11 protein-coding genes are annotated in these 19,084 nt (G+C 64.9%); 6 read left to right on the top strand and 5 right to left on the bottom strand.

Features of this window, described 5'->3' with window-relative positions; all coding sequences use genetic code 11:
* Window positions 1-376: 376 nt before the first annotated feature.
* On the bottom strand, window positions 377-2,257 hold the full coding sequence (locus L0U82_RS26965; protein ID WP_233835917.1) for a sigma-54-dependent Fis family transcriptional regulator: 1,881 nt from the start codon (window positions 2,255-2,257) through the stop codon (window positions 377-379).
* Window positions 2,258-2,694: 437 nt separating this feature from the next.
* Here L0U82_RS26965 and L0U82_RS26960 point away from each other — a divergent pair, with 437 nt between their 5' ends.
* Genes L0U82_RS26960 through L0U82_RS26935 form a run of 6 tightly spaced genes read left to right on the top strand, consistent with a single transcriptional unit; the run spans window position 2,695 to window position 7,464 of the window.
* The gene (locus tag L0U82_RS26960; RefSeq protein WP_233835916.1) at window positions 2,695-2,970 is read left to right on the top strand and encodes a phenol hydroxylase subunit; all 276 of its coding nucleotides are present in this window, start codon (window positions 2,695-2,697) and stop codon (window positions 2,968-2,970) included.
* A 50-nt stretch (window positions 2,971-3,020) separates the two neighbouring features.
* Window positions 3,021-4,049, top strand: coding sequence for an aromatic/alkene monooxygenase hydroxylase subunit beta (locus L0U82_RS26955; protein WP_233835915.1), 1,029 nt, complete (start codon window positions 3,021-3,023; stop codon window positions 4,047-4,049).
* A complete protein-coding gene (locus tag L0U82_RS26950; protein ID WP_233835914.1) occupies window positions 4,042-4,314 on the top strand; it encodes an MmoB/DmpM family protein in 273 nt (90 codons plus the stop codon). Before L0U82_RS26955 ends, L0U82_RS26950 begins: the two co-directional genes overlap by 8 nt.
* A 22-nt stretch (window positions 4,315-4,336) precedes the next feature.
* Window positions 4,337-5,959, top strand: coding sequence for an aromatic/alkene/methane monooxygenase hydroxylase/oxygenase subunit alpha (locus L0U82_RS26945; RefSeq protein ID WP_233835913.1), 1,623 nt, complete (start codon window positions 4,337-4,339; stop codon window positions 5,957-5,959).
* Between the two features lie 38 nt (window positions 5,960-5,997).
* Window positions 5,998-6,360, top strand: a complete 363-nt coding sequence (locus L0U82_RS26940) for a phenol hydroxylase subunit P4 (protein WP_233835912.1) — start codon at window positions 5,998-6,000, stop codon at window positions 6,358-6,360.
* Window positions 6,361-6,399: 39 nt separating this feature from the next.
* Window positions 6,400-7,464, top strand: a complete 1,065-nt coding sequence (locus tag L0U82_RS26935; protein ID WP_233835911.1) for an NADH:ubiquinone reductase (Na(+)-transporting) subunit F — start codon at window positions 6,400-6,402, stop codon at window positions 7,462-7,464.
* Window positions 7,465-7,492: 28 nt separating this feature from the next.
* Here L0U82_RS26935 and L0U82_RS26930 read toward each other — a convergent pair whose 3' ends face one another.
* The 4 genes from L0U82_RS26930 to bcsB form a co-directional block, all read right to left on the bottom strand.
* Window positions 7,493-10,117: a response regulator gene (locus tag L0U82_RS26930; protein ID WP_233835909.1), complete on the bottom strand. Its 2,625-nt coding sequence runs from the start codon at window positions 10,115-10,117 to the stop codon at window positions 7,493-7,495.
* 481 nt (window positions 10,118-10,598) lie between these two features.
* Window positions 10,599-15,347, bottom strand: a complete 4,749-nt coding sequence (locus L0U82_RS26925) for a cellulose synthase subunit BcsC-related outer membrane protein (RefSeq protein WP_233835907.1) — start codon at window positions 15,345-15,347, stop codon at window positions 10,599-10,601.
* Window positions 15,338-16,519: a cellulose synthase complex periplasmic endoglucanase BcsZ gene (bcsZ, locus tag L0U82_RS26920; RefSeq protein WP_233835905.1), complete on the bottom strand. Its 1,182-nt coding sequence runs from the start codon at window positions 16,517-16,519 to the stop codon at window positions 15,338-15,340. The genes L0U82_RS26925 and bcsZ overlap by 10 nt, the downstream gene beginning before the upstream one ends.
* A gap of 10 nt (window positions 16,520-16,529) precedes the next feature.
* Window positions 16,530-19,082: a cellulose biosynthesis cyclic di-GMP-binding regulatory protein BcsB gene (gene bcsB / locus L0U82_RS26915; protein WP_233835903.1), complete on the bottom strand. Its 2,553-nt coding sequence runs from the start codon at window positions 19,080-19,082 to the stop codon at window positions 16,530-16,532.
* Between the last annotated feature and the right edge of the window lie 2 nt (window positions 19,083-19,084).

Raw genomic sequence — 19,084 nt, 5'->3', positions numbered from 1 at the left:
GATTGCTTTGGCAAAATTCCGACCAATATCGCTAATAAAAAAGCACAAAAATAATTCCGAAAAACGTCAAAACATGACGAAAATCGTGAACAAATGTCACGGTCACTATTTCGAAATAAGCCGCGTATCGAATCGAACTGGCCAAGCCCCGTGTGGAAAGCCCGTGACTAGTGCTGGCGATCCCGCAAATGGAAAGTGTTCAACAGAATTAAATTGAGATACAGCTTTCTTGACAAATCTTGACCTTGATTCTGTATTTTTTATTTTTATTGCATTTTTTTTGACGATTGATCAACAAAAAGCGGCATTTAGCCGCTTATGTTGATTCTGGAACCCGATGTCATTCAGCGCCTCGCGCCGCAAATGTTCGAAACCGCTACACCCGCAACCCGCGGCTCTTAAGCCGATAAACCAGTTGCGGCCGCGTAATCCCGAGCGTGCGCGCAGCTGCCGACAAATTACCCTGCGCACGCTGCACCGCGCTTTTCAGCAACGCGGTTTCGATATCGTCGAGCGAAGTCGGATCGATGTCGCCGCTCATCCCCATCAGCAGATGGTTCACCTTCCTGACCACGCGTTCCACCTCGCCATCGGCGCCGCCTTGCTGATCGAGCAGCGAGCCCGACGGCGTCAGCGAACCGTTGATGCCGAGGCCGAACATTTGTGCATCGATCGTCTCGCCGCTGGTGAACAGATGGCCGATATCGATCGCGCCGCCGTCCGGCGCGAGAATCACGCCGCGCTCCACGAGGTTTTCCATCTCGCGGATATTGCCGGGCCAGCCGTAGTTCAGCAGCGCATCGAGCGCGCGGCCGGTAAAGCCGGTCACGTCGCGCGCATGACGTTCGCGATACTTGTGCAGCATGTGATTGAGCAGCACCGGCAGATCCTCGCGCCGCTCGCGCAGCGACGGCACGCGAATCGGAAACACGTTCAGCCGGAAATACAGATCTTCCCTGAAACGGCCGGCGCGAATCTCGTCCTTGAGATCGAGGTTCGTCGCCGCGATCACACGCACGTTGACACGGCGCGTCTGCGTATCGCCGACCCGTTCGATTTCGCCTTCCTGCAGCGCGCGCAGCAGCTTGCCCTGCGCGGTGAGACTCAGAATGCCGATCTCATCGAGAAACAGCGTGCCGCCGTCGGCGCGCTCGAAGCGCCCCGGACGGCTTTGCGTCGCATCGGTAAAGCCGCCGCGTTCGACGCCGAACAGTTCCGATTCGACCAGCGCTTCCGGAATCGCCGCGCAGTTGACCGCGACGAACGGCCCGCTCGCGCAGCCGCTGATCCGATGCAGCGTGCGCGCGCACACTTCCTTGCCGACACCGCTTTCGCCGAGAAACAGCACGGTCGCGCGTGTGTTCGCGACGCGCCGGATCATATGGCAGACCGCGTTGAAGCCAGGCGACGCGCCGACCATGTTGTCGTCGCCGAATGCGGTCGGGGTAGCGGGGCGTGTGTCGCCGAATACGCGGGCGTTCGCCTGCTGTTTGACGTCGTGCTTCGCGTCGGCGTGTCGATCATGAAGCGCATCGCGTTGCAGGTCGCGCTTCACTGCAGTAACCGATAAGCCCTGCGTAAACGACTGCGCCTGCATGAAGCGCAGATCGTCGGCGGCTTCGTCGCCCCATGCTTCGACCGGCTTGCCGACGATCCGGCATTGCGGTTGCCCGAGCGCGCGGCATTCGACCTCGCGGTACACGATCGGGCGTCCCATGAATACGCTCGTATAGCCGGACGCGTAACCGATCTGCGTCCAGCACACCGGCTCCGCGCCGATCCCGTAGATGCGGATGTGCTCTTCGTCTTCCGCGCAGTTCTTCCAGATGAATTCGCCGTAGAAGTGGCCTTTCTCGACATCGAGTTCGAGCCGCACCGGTTCGACCACGGTCATGCCTTCGAGCATATGCAGTTGCGGGCCGACCGCGAACATCTCGGTGATCGAACTATCGGGGCGGGCCTTGCGCGCGAGTTCGGCATCGCGCGCGCCGGAGTTGTAGCCCATGCGCGTGAGCAGGCCGCGCGCCGCGTCGATGCCGAGACTGTCGATCAGCTCGCGCCGCATCACGCCGACCGAGCCGGTGTGCACGAGCAGCATGCGCTGATCGCCGAGCCAGATGCGGCCGTCGCCGGGCGAGAAGTGCAGCCGCGACATCAGATCCGCGATGTCCGGATAGCGCAGGCTGTCCACGCAGGCGCCCTTCGGCGAGACCATCGACATACGCGGCGGCTCGGCGGGCTTGGTTCGGGTGGCCATCGGAAGTCGTCTCCAGCTACTTGTCTGAGTTTTAGCCGGCGTGTGCCGGGCCGTCAGTATGCAATGTCGCGCGCGCGGCTGCATGCCGAATCGCGCGTGGCCGACCTCGGGTGTTCCCTGATATCGATTTGATCGGCTGCCTAACGCGCGCAAAGGGCCGGTTTCGATCATTTGGTCGAATGCCGCGTGGCGCGCGCGAGGCACTACATTCGGCCAGGCGATTTTTTCGCCGTGCTTGCCCATTGATTCACAAGGAATTGTGCGCTTTTCGCCGCGCGCCGCGAGGCCTTTCGCGCTTCGTTGGCATAGCGGTTGCATTAATAGGGGCGCTGCAGCGTATTTCGACGAAAGCATGCAGTGAATCAACAGAACGACAACGTGCGCTGGTTTTTCGGCGCACATCGAACAAACGGCACGAAATCCCCAAGGAGACGACGATGCCCTCGCATTCACCCCACGCCGAACCGATCCCCCGCGTTTTCGACGTGACGCGGCGCTATGTGCGCGTCAGGGAGCGGCGCGACGACGGCTTCGTCGAGTTCGATTTTTCGATCGGCGATCCGGGCCTGAGCGTCGAACTCGTGATGAGCGCGCGGGACTACGAGTCCTTTTGCGCGACCCATCACGTGTTTCATCTGAGCGACGACGAAGCCGAAGCGCTGGACCTCGAACAGTTGAAGTGGCGCTACGGCCAGCCGGGCCTCAAGGAATGACCCACGCATGACCAGCGAATGCCTCGCATAAGAAACGAAGGAGATACCCCATGCAAATCGACATCAAGACCTCTTCGGTCCAGCAGATCCGCCAGACCTTTTCGCATGTCGCGAGAAGGCTCGGCGCGGACAAACCCGCGTCGCGCTATCAGGAAGCGACGCTGGAACTGCAGCCCGAAGTCAACTTTCATTACCGGCCGCTGTGGCAGCCGGAATTCGCGCTGTACGACAAGGGCCGCACGGCGATTCGCATGAACGACTGGTACGCGTTCAAGGATCCGCGCCAGTACTACTACGGCGCTTACACGATTGCGCGTGCACGGCAGCAGGACGCGATGGAGAAGAACATCGAGTTCGTCACGCGGCGGCGTCTGCTCGCGAATCTGCCCGACGAAGCGAGAGCCCGCATCGCCGCGCTGCTGGTGCCGTTGCGCCACGTCGAATGGGCCGCGAATACCAACAACTGCTTCGTGACCGGTTATGGCTGGGGCACCGCGATCACGCAGGCGACGATGTTCCATTCGATGGACCGGCTCGGTATCGCGCAGTACCTGTCGCGGATCGGCCTGTTGCTCGACGGCAATTCGGGCACGTCGCTGCTCGACGGCAAGGACCGCTGGCTCAACGATCCGATGTGGCAGGGCCTGCGTCGCGCGGCCGAGGACACGATGGTCGTGAAGGACTGGTTCGAAACGTATGTCGCGCAGAACGTCGTAATTGACGGGCTGCTGTACCCGCTCGTGTATAGCCATATCGATCAGCGTCTGTCGAACGAGTACGGCGCCGCGCTCGGCATGTTGAACGAGTTCGCCAGCAGCTGGTTCGACGAAACGAGCCGCTGGGTGGACGCGACGCTGAAGACCGCTGCCGCGGAATCGGCGGAGAACGCGGCGCTGCTCGGCCAGTGGATCGCGAAGTGGCAGCCGCGCGTGCTCGATGCGTTGCGCCCGCTTGCAATCGAAGCGCTCGGCGCGCAAGAAGCCGATGCCGCGCTGAGCGCTATTGCCGATACCTTCGATGCACGCGTGCGCAAGCAGGGCGTGTCGTTTGCCGCTGCACAGGAGGCCAATCATGGCTGATTCCGTATTCATCGCCTTTCAGGCCAACGACGAATCGCGCCCGATCATCGAAGCGATCGAGGCGGACAACCCGCATGCGGTCGTCAACGCGTTTCCGGCAATGGTCAAGATCGACGCTGTCGGCCGCCTCGTGATCCGGCGCGAGTCGATCGAAGAGCGCATCGGCCGCGACTTCGATCTGCGTGAACTGCAACTCAATCTGATCTCGCTCGGCGGCAATATCGACGAGACCGACGACGAATTCATCCTTGAATGGAAAGCCTGATCGGCACCACTGGAGACGCATGATGAGCACCACCACGAACACGACGCCGAAAAAGCTGAGCATCAAGGAAAACTACGCGATGCTGACGCGCGGCCTCGGTTGGGAAACCACTTACCAGCCGATGGACGAAGTCTTTCCGTACGACCGCTTCGAAGGCATCAAGGTCCACGACTGGGACAAGTGGGAGGATCCGTTCCGTCTGACGATGGACGCCTACTGGAAATACCAGGGCGAAAAGGAGCGCAAGCTGTACGCGATTATCGACGCGTTCCAGCAGAACAACGGTCAGTTCAACGTGACCGATCCGCGTTATATCAACGCGCTGAAACTGTTTCTGACCGGCGTGAGCCCGCTCGAATACGCGGCGCATCGCGGCTTCGCACTCGCCGGCCGCAATTTCCGCGGCGCCGGCGCGCGCATCGCGTGTCAGATGCAGGCAATCGATGAGCTGCGTCATGCGCAGACGCAGGTGCATACGATCAGCCACTACAACAAGTTCTTCAACGGCTTTCACGACTTCAAGCATATGCACGACCGGGTCTGGTACCTATCGGTGCCGAAGTCATATTTCGAGGACGCGATGAGCGCCGGGCCGTTCGAGTTCGTCACTGCGATCTCGTTCTCGTTCGAATATGTACTGACCAATCTGCTGTTCATGCCGTTCATGTCGGGCGCCGCGTTCAATGGCGATATGGCGACGGTCACGTTCGGCTTTTCCGCGCAATCCGACGAATCGCGCCATATGACGCTCGGCCTCGAAGTCGTGAAGTTCCTGCTCGAACAGGACCCGGGCAATGTGCCGATCATCCAGAAGTGGGTCGACAAATGGTTCTGGCGCGGCTACCGGTTGCTGACGCTCGTCGCAATGATGATGGACTACATGCTGCCGAAGCGGATCATGTCGTGGCAGGAAGCATGGGAAACTTACTTCGAGAAGAATGGCGGCGCGCTGTTCCATGATCTCGAACGCTACGGCATTCGCATGCCGAAGTACTACGAGGTGGCGTCGAAGGAAAAGGACCGCATTTCGCACGAAGCGTGGGGCATCTTCTACAACTACACGCATGCAGCCGCGATGCACACGTGGATTCCGTCCGACGACGAAATGGCGTGGCTCTCCGAAAAGTACCCGGCAACATTCGACCGGCTGTACCGGCCGCGTTTCGAGTACTGGCGCGAGCAGCAGAAGCAGGGCAAGCGCTTCTACAACAACACGCTGCCGATGCTGTGCCAGATCTGCCAGATTCCGATGGCCTTTACCGAACCCGACGATCCGACCAAAACCTGTTACCGCGAAAGCGATTATCTCGGCAACAAGTTCCATTTCTGCTCGGACGGCTGCAAGGACATCTTCGATAACGAGCCGGAAAAATACGTGCAGGCATGGTTGCCGGTGCATCAGATCTATCAGGGCAACTGCTTCGAGCAAGACGCGGATCCCACTGCCGCGGATTTCAATCCGCTCGCCGAAGTACTGCGCTATTACCACATCAATGTCGGAGAAGACGGCCATGAATTCGAGGATTCGCCCGACAGAAAGAACTGGTTGCGCTGGACCGGCAAGCCGAGTCATGGCGGCGCGAATACCACGGAAAGTACGACGGACAGTACGCCGCAAAGCACGGCTGCCGCGCAGCCCGCATAACACCCGCGCACGCCGACCGAATCAGAAGGAGAGAAATCATGTCAGTTATCGCGCTTAAAGAAGGCTACAAGGGCGAAATCAAAGACCGCGAAGAAAACTTTCACGGCAACCGTCTGCTGTTTATCGGCTGGGAAGATCATTTGATGTTCTGCGCGCCGCATTGCATCCCGGTCCCACCGTCGATGACATTCGCCGCACTCGTCAACGATGTGCTTCCGGGCATTTACTCCGCGCATCCCGACTGGGCGAGCGTCAAGTTCGACGAGATCGAATGGTTCCGTTCGAACGAGCGCTTCACGCCCGTGCTCGATCGCACGCTCGAAGAAAACGGACTGCGCCACAAGGGGCTGATCCGCTTCCGCACCCCGGGCCTGACCGGTATTCACGGGTCCTGCAGTTAGACCGCGCGCACATGCATTCACCAGAAAGGAGACGCTGACATGAGCTATCAGCTAACCATCGAGCCGATCGGTCACACCATCGAGATCGGCGAAGATCAGACCATTCTCGATGCGTGCCTGCGCGCCGGGGTGTGGCTGCCGCACGCGTGCTGCCACGGGCTGTGCGCGACGTGCAAGGTTCAGGTCATCGATGGCGAGATCGAGCACGGCAATGCATCGCCGTTCGCATTGATGGATTTCGAACGGGACGAACGCAAATGCCTCGCGTGCTGCGCGACCGTGCAATCGGACCTGACGATCGAAGCCGATATCGACGAAGACCCGGACGCGCGTCATTTTCCGGTTCAGGATTTCACGGGCCGCGTGAAGGAGAGCGTCAACCTGACGCCGACGATCAAGGGCATCTTCGTTGAACTGGATGGCGACGGCATCGAGTTTCAGGCGGGGCAGTACGTGAACGTCCAGATTCCCGGCGAAGACATGCCGCGTGCGTTTTCGCTCGCCGGCACGCCGGGTTCGTCGACGCTGATCGAACTGAATGTGCGGCGTGTGCCGGGCGGTAAGGGCACCGGCTATCTGCATGAAGCGCTAAAACCCGGCGACGAGCTGCGTTTCAGCGGGCCGTTCGGCCGTTTCTTCGTACGCGCGTCGGATCCGCAGCCGGTGATTCTGATTGCCGGCGGCTCGGGTTTGTCGAGCCCGCGTTCGATGCTGCTCGATCTGCTCGAACAGGGCGACGCGCGGCCGATCACGCTGGTGTACGGCGCGCGCGATCGCGCGGAACTCTACTATCACGATGAGTTTGCCGAACTCGCGCGGCGGCACGCGAATTTCACCTACGTGCCCGCGTTGTCGAACGAAGCGGACGGGAGTGCATGGGAAGGCTTTCGCGGCTTCGTCCATGAAGCGGCGAAAGCACACTTCGCGAACGATTTTCGCGGCCACAAGGCGTATCTGTGCGGGCCGCCGGTGATGATCGAAGCGGCGATCCGCGCATTGATGCAAGGGCAACTGTTCGAGCGCGACATCTATACGGAGAAGTTTCTCAGCAATGCGGATGGGGCCGACGCGCTGGCGAAAAGTCCGTTGTTCAAGTCGATTTGATAGCGATTGCGCGGCAGGGCCGCGCTCCTTACGACGCCGCTTCAGTCCGATCGAGCCATTGCGCAAGCTCCCGCCGCAATTGCTCGATATCGAGCGGCTTGCCGAGCAGCCGCGCGCCCGGAATCGCTTCGCCGATCTGCGCGCTGCGTCCGTAACCCGACACCAGCAGCACGCGTATGTCCGGCTGCACGCGCCGCACCTCGCGCGCGAGCGCGTCGCCGGACATACCCGGCAGCGTGAGGTCGGTGAGCAGCACGTCGTAGTGTTGCGCGGCCGCGAGCGGCAGCGCTGCTTCGGCACTTGCAACCGCGGTGCAGTCGAGGCCCAACGCGCCGAGCAGTTCGGCGAGCGCCTCGCGCGATTCGGTATCGTCTTCGACGAACAACACGCGCGCGGCTTCGTTCAGCACGCGCGTGCTGTCGGCGGCGCTGGTGAGCTTGCGGTCTGACGCGCTATCGCCGCCGTACGCGGCCGGCGGCACACATGCGGCGATGTGCCCATCGCAGACGTCCGCCACCTCGGCCGCACGGCGCGCGTTCGCGCGCAGCACGCCGCGCACCATGTTCGCGAGATCGTCGCGCCGATACGGTTTCGACAGCAGCGTGATGCCCGCGTCGAGCTTGCCGTGGTGCATGATTTCATCGCGCGTATAGCCCGATGTGAACAGGGCCGGCACCGGCGGCGTGCGCGCGGCCGCGCGTTGCGCGAGGTCGACGCTCTTCAGCTTGCCGGGCATCACCACGTCGGTGAACAGCAGATCGATCGGCACGTCGCTGTCGATGAATTCGAGCGCCGCGTCGCCGTTCGATGCGATCAACACCTTGTAGCCGAGTTGCGCGAGCATTTCGACCGCGGTCAGCCGCACGTCGGCGTCGTCCTCGACCACCAGAATCGTTTCGCCGCCACCGCCGATCGACGCCGCAGTACCGTCGACGGTCTCCGGCGTTTCCGGCTCGCAGCAGCGCGGAAAGAACAGCAACACGGTCGTGCCGTGTCCGACCTCGCTTTCGATCGCGACATGTCCGCCGCTTTGCCGCGCGAAGCCGAACACCATCGACAGGCCAAGCCCCGTGCCGTGACCATCGGGCTTGGTCGTGAAGAACGGTTCGAATACGCGCTGCAGCACGTCCGGTGGCATGCCCGAGCCGGTGTCGGCGACCGAGAACTGCACGTATTCGCCGGGCGACAGCTCCGGCTTGTCACGGCAGAACGCGGCATCGAGCACGCGGTTGGTCGCGCGCACGGTCAGCACGCCGTCGGCGCGCATCGCGTCGCGTCCGTTGATCGCGAGATTGAGCAGCGCATTTTCAAGCTGGTTGCGGTCCACCTGCACGTTCCACAGATCGTCGCTGACGACCGTTTCGATGCGCACCGTTTCGCCGAGCGCACGGTGCAGCATCTCGCTCATACCGGTGAGCAGGCGGCGCGGATTCAGCACGATCGGCGACAGCGGCTGACGCCGCGCAAACGCGAGCAGATGCGCGGCGAGCTTCGCGCCGCGCCTGACCGCATCGGTCGCGGCCGACAGACGCCGCCGCGTGACCGGATCGTGGTCGGTATCGGCGGCGAGCATCTGCAGATTGCCGTTGATCACCTGCAGCACGTTGTTGAAGTCGTGCGCGACGCCGCCGGTGAGGCTGCCGATCGCTTCCATCTTCTGCGCCTGGCGCAACTGTTCTTCGGCAAGCGCACGCGCGGCGATCGAATCGGCGATGCGTTGTTCGAGCGTTTCGGTTAGCTGAACCAGCGACTGTTCGGCGATCTTGCGTTCATGAATATCGATCAGCACGCCGGGAAAACGTGTCGGCTCGCCATCTTCGTCGAACTCGCAGCGGCCGTTCGCCTGCACCCACAGATAGTCGCCGTCGGGCCGGCGGATCCGGTATTCGACGCGAAACGGCTCACCGCTGCGAATCGCCTCGTTGGTGCGCTGGTCGTTGAGCGCCTGGTCGTCCGGGTGGATCATCTGCGTCGCGGCATCGCGCGGTACGCCTTTCGATGCTTCGTCCAGCGGAAACGAAAAGGTGCGCGCGAAACGTTCGTCGCCGCTGACCTTGCCGGTGCGCACGTCGAGCACCCAGGTGCCGAGCACCGCGCCGGTGTTCAGCGCGAGTTGCAGGCGTTCGTTGGTCTCGTGCAGTTCGGCTTCGGCGCGTTGACGCAGGCGCTCGGTCAGCACGCGCCCGGTGGTTTCGACGACCATCGCGAGCACGCCGGCCGGCGCGCCGCTGTCGCCGGCGACCGGGCTGTAGTAGAGGTCCATCCATACGTCTTCGGGCTTGCCGTCGCGCAGCAGCATCAGTTCCTTGTCGCGATACGACAGCGTGCCGCCCGCGAGGCAGGTGTTCATCACGTGGCGATTGAAATCGGCGACTTCGGGCCAGCCGTCCTCGACGGGACGGCCGAGCAGATACGGATGACGTCCGCCCGCGAAGACCGCGTAGGCGTCGTTGTAGATCATGTAGCCGGGCTCGTCCCACAGCAGCACGAGCGGCACGGGCGATGCGAGCATCAACTGGACTGTCGAGGTCAGGCTGCGTTGCCAGTTTTCGATTGCGCCGAGCCCGGTGGCGCACCAGTCGAATTCGCTGATGCGTTGCGCCATCTCGTTGCGCCAGCCGGCGCAGCCGTAGTCTTGTGCCGGAAAGGGCATGCTGCGCTCCATGTGAGATCACATCGATGGAAGTGTCCTCGTTGTCGACGCTTCACGGGTTCGGCGCGAGGCGCCTGGATCGGGCAGGGACGGCGAGGCGGGATAGGTTTGCGCCGCGAGGCGCGAGACGGCGGCAAGCAACCTGCTGGGCTGCGATTATTGTAGGTCACAACATCGTGCGATTGCGGCGCGCGCGGGCGCGATTCGGGTTTTGCCGAATCGGTCGACGCTGATGGAAGAGGGCTGATCCGCGCAAGCGGAGGCTGCGCGCGCAACTTTTACTGGATCGCCGTGTTGGGTCGCTTCGGGAGCGGCAAGAAGCGCGCTATCGGCGTTGCTTCGGGGTATTGCCCCGGCACGCGGCAAGCAACGCACGGCACAGCCTCGCGAGCACCACACCGCGCGCATCGATCGAACGCGGGCCGCGCGCTGCGCATGAAAAACATCACACGAAACGCGCGGCGCTACCCGCAACCCACATTCAGTTCGACAGCGACAGATACTGCGATTGCAACGGCACCGGCGGGAACGGCTGCAAGCCGGTCTGCTTGCTGAAGCTGTAGCGTACATACACGGCCGCGACCCACTCGCGATATGCGTAAGCGTTGCCAAGCGAAGCGGTCGCACCGAACGCAAGTTGCGGCGCCAACTGATATTCACCGACCGCGCTAAGCGAATACGACACCCCGGTCTTGCTCTGGCCGGGATAAACCGCGTTGCTGTCGACGCCGGTCAGCGAGTTCGCGATACCCGCCGCGGTCGCCTGCCGGTTCGAATTGTCGTTCAGCGGGAAGTAGTTCGACGGATCTTCGCGATAGTGCTGCACGCCGATCGAGCCCTTCACGTCGTATGTAAACAGCCCGTTGCGGCCGGACCATTCGATCGGCAGGTTCAGGATCACGTACTGTTGCGGGCTGAAGTAACCGCCCTGACCGTACGTGAAGTACGACAGGTTGCGGTTGTAGCCCATGATCGTGGTGTTCACGCCGAGCGTCAGCGTCTGGTCGGCGTCCTTCAGCAGACGCGTATAGACGCCGCCGCCGCCCTTGACCGCGTTGTTGCTCGGCACGTTGTCGCCCATGTAGTGCTGATACGACGCGTTCACGTACAGGCCGCTGGTGCCGTCGTCCCACGACAGTGCCGCGCGCGCGCCATTCGACGTGACGCCGCCCCATTCGAGCCCGGCGCCGGCATCGCGCGCGCCCGCGTACGACAGCAGGCTGTCGGTCACCGCGCGCCGCGCGACCGCGAGCGAGTACGTCACCTTGTCGGTGATGCCGCCGTTGTACTGCGCGCCGCCGACGATGTTCGTCTCGCGGAAGCCGAGCGGCGTCACGCCGACATCGCCGCTGACCGCGCGGTTCTCGTAACCGACCGACAGCCCCACGCCGGTCGCGGTCTGGCTGCCGTAGTTGTTGTTGCCCGCGACCGCCGCGGTGGCCGACGACGGTGTCGACAGACCCGAGCCGAAGCGCGCGAGCGTGGACGTGTTGCTCGCCGCGGTGCCGGCATCGAGCGTGACCGGCGTCGCCGTGACGACGACGTGGCCGTTGCCCGCCTTGATGCGCCCCTGGATCGGTGCCTCGATATCGGTGACGGACGACAGTCCGTCTTCGCCGACGCGATTGCGGAACACGAGCCCGCCCGTCACGGTGCTCGACTGCTCGCGGTTGACCTGCGCGAGTTCTTCGGCGACGCCGAGCGTCTGCGCATTCGCGACGTTGGTCTGCGCGTTGTTGCCGGTATTGCCGGGCTGTGCGCCGGGTTGCGTGCCCGGCGGATAGTACGGCTGCGCGTAACCGGCCGGCGGCTGCGGAATATACGGCTGCTGCTGCGCGTAGTAGCCCTGGTTCGGGTACGGCTGATAAGGCTGAGGCTGGTACGGCTGCTGTTGCGGATACGGCTGATACGGTTGCGCGTAGCCCTGCTGCTGCGGATACGGTTGCTGATACGGCTGCTGCGGATAGGGAGCCTGCTGCTGCGCATAGACCGGCGCGCCACGGCTCGTCTTCGACGTGCTCTTCTTCGTGGCCGTGCTCGTGTGCCTCGTCGTCGAGCGCGGCGATCCATACGGCAGCGGCTGCATCCCGCCATTGGCCTGCGCTTCGCGCGCGGCCGGCGACATCGGCCATGGCGTCGACGCGTAGCCATCAGGCGCGCCATAGGGCGGCTGTTGCGGCGCGTACGGTGCCTGCTGCTGCGCATAGCCGGCGCCTGCGTTGTACTGCTGCGGAGGCAGCGGTTGTCCCTGGCCCGGATAAGCCTGCAACGGCGCACCGGACTGGCTCGAACCGTACGCTTCCTGGCCATAGCCGCCGGAGCCGCCATAGCCGGCGTCGGAGCGGGGCGCGCCATACGGCGTCGCTATCGGTGCGTTCGGCGCCGGCGGCATATAAGGCTGCGCGGCCGGTGCGTTATAGGGTGCCGGGTTGGGCGCGGTGTAAGGCGCGACATACGGCGCGGGCGGAGTAGGCGGCGGATAGTTCGGCACGGTCTGCGTCGGCGAAGAGGACTGCGTATGCGGGAACGTCGGCAGAAACGGCAGCGTGGAATGCGCGGATTGCTCGGCTTGATCGGCGCTGAGCGCGGTCGCGATCGCCGTTTTGCCTTCGAACGGATTGGTGCCCGGCAGCGGCGTCGCGCCGATCTGGCTCATCGCGGTTTCCCAGCCGCGCGGCACGTTGCTGGGCGCGCCGCTGCGCGGCGCGTTCGGCTGGAGCGGCGTATTGGCCGCGACCAGCGAGCGTTGCAGATAGGTCGACGCAAGCGACAGCTTGCCCTCGGCGCGATACATGCGGCCCACGGTCGCGAGCACGCCCGGATCGTCGGGGGCCAGTTTCAATAGCTGCTGCGCGAGCGATTCGGCGTATTTGAAATCTTTCGCGCCGGACGCGGCCGAGATCGCCGCCTGCAGCAGGCTCAGGTCGTCCGGGCGGCGCTGCAGTGCGACGCGGTAGCTCGTCAGCGCGTTGCGGTCGTCGCCCGCGCTCGAGTACAGGCGACCGAGCGCCGCCTGCAGGTCGGGGTTGTCGGGCATCGCGGCGAGCCACGGCGCGATCACGTCGTACGCGCTCGCGAGATCGCCGCGCTGGCGTACCAGATCGGCCTGGCGGACGACGATGCCGATATTCAGGCTGTTGAAGTCGATGCGCTGCTGAGGTGTGAGCTGCATGCTCTGCAACTGGCGCATCACGCTGCCGAGTTCGGCCTGCTGGTTGGTCGCCGACAGAATGCCCGCGTACTGCAAAAGCAGATCGGTATTGCCGGGCGCCGCGCTCATCGCACTGCGCACGAGGCTCAGCGCGCGCGCCGGGTCGCCGGCCTGCTGGTACGCGGCGGCGATCACGCCGATCAGTTCGGGGCTGTTGCCGGCGACCGGCTCGGCCGCGCGCAACGTGGCGAGCGCCTGCTGGTTCTGGCCGCTTCTCGCCATCCGCGTCGCGAGGTCGGCCTGCTGATGCACCCACAGCCGATGCTGCAGCGTCGCCATCGCATCGGTGCGCTGCGCGACCGGAATGCGGTCGAGCTGCGCAAGACCGGTCGACCAGTCCTGCGTTTCCGCCGACAACAACGCGCTCGCGTACAGCGCGTCGGTCATGTCCGGATGCGTCGCGAGCAGACCGTCCATCATGCTGCGCGCGTTCGCGACCGCGCCTTCGCGCACGTAGATGCGCGCGAGGTCGAGCCGCAGCCACGGGTCGTCGGGTTTGTTCAGCAGCGCATCCTCGAACAGGCTGCGCGCGGTGCCGAGATCGCCGCGCGCTTCGGCCGCGCGCGCCTGCGCCGCTTGCGCATCGCCGCGCAGACGGTCGATGCCGCCGACCTTCGCCTGCTGCTCCGCGTTCAGTTGATTCGCGAATTGCAGCGCTTCGTCGCCGCGGCCCTGCGCGGCGAGCGCGCCGACCAGACCGCGGATCGCGTCAGGGTTGTCGGCCTGGCGGCGCAGCGCCATCCGGTATGCCTGTTCGGCGCCGGCCGGGTCGTGGTTCTGCAGCAGCATTTCGCCGAGCAGCACCTGCGCGGTCACGTCCGACGGATTCAGCGCGATCGCGCGTTCGAACAACGACTTCGCTTTCGCGAACTCGCCGTTGCTGCGCGCGCCGATCGCATCGCTCGTGTAGGTCCAGTAGGTCGCGCTGTCGAGCGCGCTTTTCCAGCGCGCCGGATTGCCGCCGCGCGACGCGCGCTCCAGATAGTTGCGCGCTTCGGCAAAGTGCTCCTGCTTCAACGCGGCGATGCCCATGCCGCCGAGCGCGTCGATATCGTTCGGGTTGCTCGCGAGCACCGAAGAAAACTTCGCGCGCGCGGTCGTCACGTCGTCGCGGTCGAGCGCAGCGAAGCCGTCGGCGATCACGCGGCCGCGCGCATCGGCAGCGGCGTTGTCCTGCGCGCGGGCGCGCGCCGCGCTGTCCTGCTTGACCATCGATTCATAGCGCGCCTTGACGGCGGCGTCGTCGCCGGCGCTTTGCAGATACGCCTCGTAAATCGCCGCGTCGGAGGGACGCGCGTCGAGCCACAGCAGCGCCTGGCGCCAGCTCTTTTTCGCCGCCGCGCCGACCGACGTGTCGCCGGCCAGCTTCTGCAAACGCGCGATGCCGTCGCGCCGTGTCACGTCGCGGTAGGTCAGATGCTGCGCATACGCGAGCGCGTAGCGCGGGTCGTCGGGGTTATCGCGCGCGAGCTGTTCGAGACCGCGGCGCGCTTCGTCCCAGCCTTGCGGTGTCGCCGACAGCGCCTGGTAATACTCGAGCTGCAACTCGGGCGTGGCCGGCTTGCCGGACAGCGCGCGCTGATACTGCTGCACCGCGCTCGCGCTCTGGCCGCTTTGCGCGAGCCGCCGCGCGTCGTTGATGGTCTGGTCGCGCACGCTGGTTTCGCCGAGACGGCGGCCCAGTTCGTCGAGACGCGGATAGTTCGGCGCAGCCGCCTTCAGGCGCGCCAGATACTGCTGCGCGCCCGCGCCGTCCTTGCGGTCGGCCAGCACCATGCCCATGCCGAACAGCGCATCGGGCTGCTTCGGATCGATGGTCAGAACCTTCTGCCACGCCTGCTCGGCGAGGTCGCCGCGCTGATGCGACTGCCAGTACTTGCCTTGATCGATCAGCACCGTCAGCGGATCCTTCGGCGTCTGCGCCTGCGCAAGCACGTCCGGCGAGGCCGCGGCTACGTAGCAGATCGCCCCGGCCGACAACGCGATGCGCAACGACATGGCGACAGCGTTCAATCGCATGCATTCCTCCAGGCGGGCACGAGACGGCCGGCTTCATCGAAGCGATAACGGCCGTCGATGAACCCCGTGCCGAACAGACCCAGCACACGATCGTAGTAAACCGGTTCGCGACCCGGCACGTTCGCATCGAGCGCGGCGAGCCGGGTGCGCGCGAGGCCGAGCCCGTGCTCGTCGCCGAGCGCCTTGAAGTACGGCGCGAGCGCGCCCCAATAGCTGAGCGGGCCTTCGCCAGTCGCGGTGCCGGTAGTCGACGATACCTTCTCGGGCGGGAAGCCGTTTTGCGCGACTTTCGCGCGCATGCCGCCGAGCGCGGCGAGCCACGACTTGGCGAGCGGATCGGCGGGCGAGGTAAGGCCGGCCCACAGATACACGCGGATCGCATCGTAGCTGCCGACGTCGCCGTTTTTCGGATCGACGACGAACTGACCGTTCTGCCACGCCGCCCAGTCAGGCGCGAAGCCTTGCGGCGATACCGTGCGCACGAACCGGTGCGCGTTGTCGGCGAGCTTGGTCCACGGGCCGTCCGGCGCATCGTGCGCGAGCCCGCGCAGCACCGGCAGCGGCAGATAGCTCGGATTCAGACGCGTCAGGTTGCCGGTGCTAAAGCCCTGCGGGCCGGGCAGCAGCATCGGCCCGAGACCGGGCAGGCTCGCGACTTCCTCGTGCGCGATACGCGCGGCGAGCGCCTGGCCGAGCTGCGTATAGCCGGGATTGCTCCACAGCCGGCCGGCTTGCAGCAGATCGTAGGCGATCCACAGGTCGGAGTCCGACGCGGAATTCGGATCGAGTACGCCGAACGAGCCATCCGGTTTCTTGCCCCATTGCCATGCCGGCAGCCGCGCGTTCTGCGGATCGAACTGGTTGCCCGCGAGATTCGCGCGGGTCCACGCGAGCAGCTTGTCGAAGGTCGCGCGGTCGTTGGCGACCAGCGCGAAAAAGAGCGCGTACGACTGGCCTTCCGAGGTGGTCTGCTGGACCGCCGTCGAGTAGTCGATCACGCGGCCGTCGGCCTGCATGAAGCGCTCGATGAAGCTGCGATAAGCGCTCCAGTCGCCGCACGCGCCGGCCGCGGCGCTCGTCTGCGCTGCGTGCGCACCGGTCACGGCACCGGCCGATGCGGCGACGCCGAGCGCCAGTGCAATACAGGTGTTCCGGTCGATCCAAAACCGCATACGAGGCATATCAATCCTTCAGGCGACGCGCGGCGACCGCCCGCAGCGTCCGGTAAAACAGGCCCGCGATGATCAGCGCGGCGAGCACGCCGCCGAACAGCAACAGCAGCGGATGTGACGACAACGCCCAGCGCAGGTATTCCTGCGGCGACAGATGGCCGACGTAGTACGCGCTGCCGTTCGACGTGATGGTCACGTCGCGGCCGTGGATCACGGCCATCGCGCCTTGAATTTTCGGCAGCACGTCGGCATCGAGCAGGGCAGCGGACAGATCGGCGTCCGACTGGCCGGCCGCGCTGACCAGCGCGACCGCGCTGCGGCCTTTTTGTAGCGGCGATTCGAAACCGGTCAGCAGCGCGGCGCCGTTCGAGCTGACCATCGTCAGATCGGCGCGCGCGGGTGCGCGCTCAACACCGCGTTCGCCATGCCACCAGTCCTGCAGCTTGAACACGATGTCGGATAGCTGGAACGTGTGCGCGGCGCCGTCGCTCGAGAACGGCATCGACTTTGCAAAGCGCTCCAACAGCGGCTGCTTGCCGGGCGCGCCGAAGATCAGCAGGTCCTTGTCCGCGTATTTGTCGACGTCGGCGGCATCGACGACTGTCACGCCCGTGACCGGATAGCCGGTCGATTCGCCCATTCGGCCCATCGTCAGCAGATACAGGCTGTAGTCGCTCGAATCGGCGTCGTTCGGCAGCACCACCGCGGTCTCGGACAGATCGGCCATCCGCGTGAACGGGAAGCCGCTGTTCGCGAATGCGGCCAGATCGGGCAGCGCCATGTAATGCGGGAACGACGACAGATCGATCGTCGAGTTCGGATCGATCGCGCCGACCACGTTCTGCAGCAGCCGGCTCGTGCATTCGCCGGTGTTCGGGATGTCGTAATAGAAGTGCAGGCGCAACTGCGTGCGCGGCGTCAGCAACAGCGGCGGAATGCGGATGTTGCGGCGCGCGTCGGCGGTGCCGTCGGGCATCACGAGATTGAAGTAGCGGCTCAGATCGAACACCGACGCGGTGCGCGACGGAATCGGCAGCGCCTGCACGAAGCCGCTGTTCACGCTGACGTTTAGCGACGAGCGATCGCGGATCGGCCGCACCGTGTAGCGGTAGCGCAGATCGATCGGCGCGCCGCGCGTGTGGAACATGAACAGATCCGGCGGCACGCGCATGTTGATACGCACCGCGTCGGCGTCGTAGCCGAACACGGTCAGATCCTTCGGATCGGCCAGCTCGCCGAAGCGCACCGCGCGGTTGGTCGGCAGCCAGTTCGGTGCGTCGTACGGCGCGCGCGGCGTCAGCTCGTTCAGCGAGGTGATCGTCGCGCTGGTGCCGGACAGTGTGCTATGGCCGATGCCGAGCGATCGCGCGGCGGTCTTCAGCTCGGCCTCGGTGCGTCCGAGCACGAGCAGCAGCTTGCCACGCGCGGGCGCTTCGCGGTCGACCACCGCGATGGTCGGCCCGGTGATCTCAGGAATCGTCACGCCGGACGGGTGCTCGTCGCTGGTCGCGAACACGACCGCATTGCCCGACAGCGGCGGATGGTCGAGCTGCGCCGGAAACAGCGCGCCGCGATAGCCGGCCAGCGAGCCGAACCACGACGCGACGATGCCGGCTGACTCCAGCGTGCCGCTGCCGGGCTTCTGCGCGAACACGAACGGCAGTTCGAGACGGCGCACGTCGCGGCGATCGAAGAACGGTTGCGGCAGCGCGGCCAGATCCGGTTTGGCGCCGAGCGAGGCAAAGGTCAGGTCGAGCGAACTCGCATTGCTGATCGTTGCCCACAGCGATGAGTTCGACGGGTCTTCGCAGCGCACCGTGTAGTGGCCGATCAACTGCACGTTCAGATGGTTGAAGTCCGTGATGAAGCGCGGATCGATCGAGATGTCGCGCGCGACCAGCATGCCGGCCTGTTCGTGCGGCAGCGGCAGCGTCGCCGCGACTTCGCCGTTCACCAGCAGCTTCAGTTGCGACAGGTTGGCGAGCAGCGCGGGCGAATAGCTGTAGATCAGATGCAGCGTCGCGCCGGTCACGACCTCGTCGGCGCGCACCGAGAACGCGATGCCGTTCTGGCCGTCGACGCCGCGCAGCTGCAGCGGATCGAGCGCGCCGTAGTCGGCGAAGGTCAGCGTCTGGCGGCGTCCGCCCGGCACCAGCGTGCCCGGCTCGGCGGTGGTCGGCGTGCGCAAGCCGAGCGCCTTGACCGACGACGCGGCGAGGGCGGGCGACGGCGTCGCGAGCGCGCCTTGCGCAATCGCGTTCGGATCGTACGGCACCGCGGGGCTCGGCGCGGGCACGTTGCCGACGCCGGTCGCGACCTGCGTGGTCTGCGCCGGTGCCGCGCCATCGGCGGTTTTCGCTGGGCTTGCCGCTGTCGCCGCGGCTGGCGCGGCTTCGGCGAGCGGCATGAACGACGCGAGCGGCGCCGCCAGCGCGGTCTGCAACGCGAGCCAGCACGCGAGGCCGCGCATCACGCGCCGCGAGCCGCGGTGGGCGAGCGATTGCGAAGGTGATCCGGTCCTGCCGCGTCCGTGAACCGGACGTTCGATATTGGCCTTCACCATCC

Origin of the sequence: Paraburkholderia sp. ZP32-5 (genome assembly GCF_021390495.1) — a bacterium.
Classification (GTDB): Bacteria; Pseudomonadota; Gammaproteobacteria; order Burkholderiales; family Burkholderiaceae; genus Paraburkholderia.
Note: the sequence above shows the minus strand (reverse complement) of the source record. Positions and strands in the feature narration are given on the sequence as shown.

Bases quoted from the DNA above. Each gene is read 5' to 3' on its own strand.
- L0U82_RS26950 (WP_233835914.1), top strand. From the start codon at position 4,042: ATGGCTGATTCCGTATTCATCGCCTTTCAGGCCAACGACGAATCGCGC.
- L0U82_RS26940 (WP_233835912.1), top strand. From the start codon at position 5,998: ATGTCAGTTATCGCGCTTAAAGAAGGCTACAAGGGCGAAATCAAAGAC.
- bcsB (WP_233835903.1), bottom strand. From the start codon at position 19,082: ATGGTGAAGGCCAATATCGAACGTCCGGTTCACGGACGCGGCAGGACC.
- L0U82_RS26945 (WP_233835913.1), top strand. From the start codon at position 4,337: ATGAGCACCACCACGAACACGACGCCGAAAAAGCTGAGCATCAAGGAA.
- L0U82_RS26930 (WP_233835909.1), bottom strand. From the start codon at position 10,117: ATGCCCTTTCCGGCACAAGACTACGGCTGCGCCGGCTGGCGCAACGAG.
- L0U82_RS26935 (WP_233835911.1), top strand. From the start codon at position 6,400: ATGAGCTATCAGCTAACCATCGAGCCGATCGGTCACACCATCGAGATC.
- L0U82_RS26965 (WP_233835917.1), bottom strand. From the start codon at position 2,257: ATGGCCACCCGAACCAAGCCCGCCGAGCCGCCGCGTATGTCGATGGTC.
- L0U82_RS26955 (WP_233835915.1), top strand. From the start codon at position 3,021: ATGCAAATCGACATCAAGACCTCTTCGGTCCAGCAGATCCGCCAGACC.
- bcsZ (WP_233835905.1), bottom strand. From the start codon at position 16,519: ATGCGGTTTTGGATCGACCGGAACACCTGTATTGCACTGGCGCTCGGC.
- L0U82_RS26960 (WP_233835916.1), top strand. From the start codon at position 2,695: ATGCCCTCGCATTCACCCCACGCCGAACCGATCCCCCGCGTTTTCGAC.
- L0U82_RS26925 (WP_233835907.1), bottom strand. From the start codon at position 15,347: ATGCGATTGAACGCTGTCGCCATGTCGTTGCGCATCGCGTTGTCGGCC.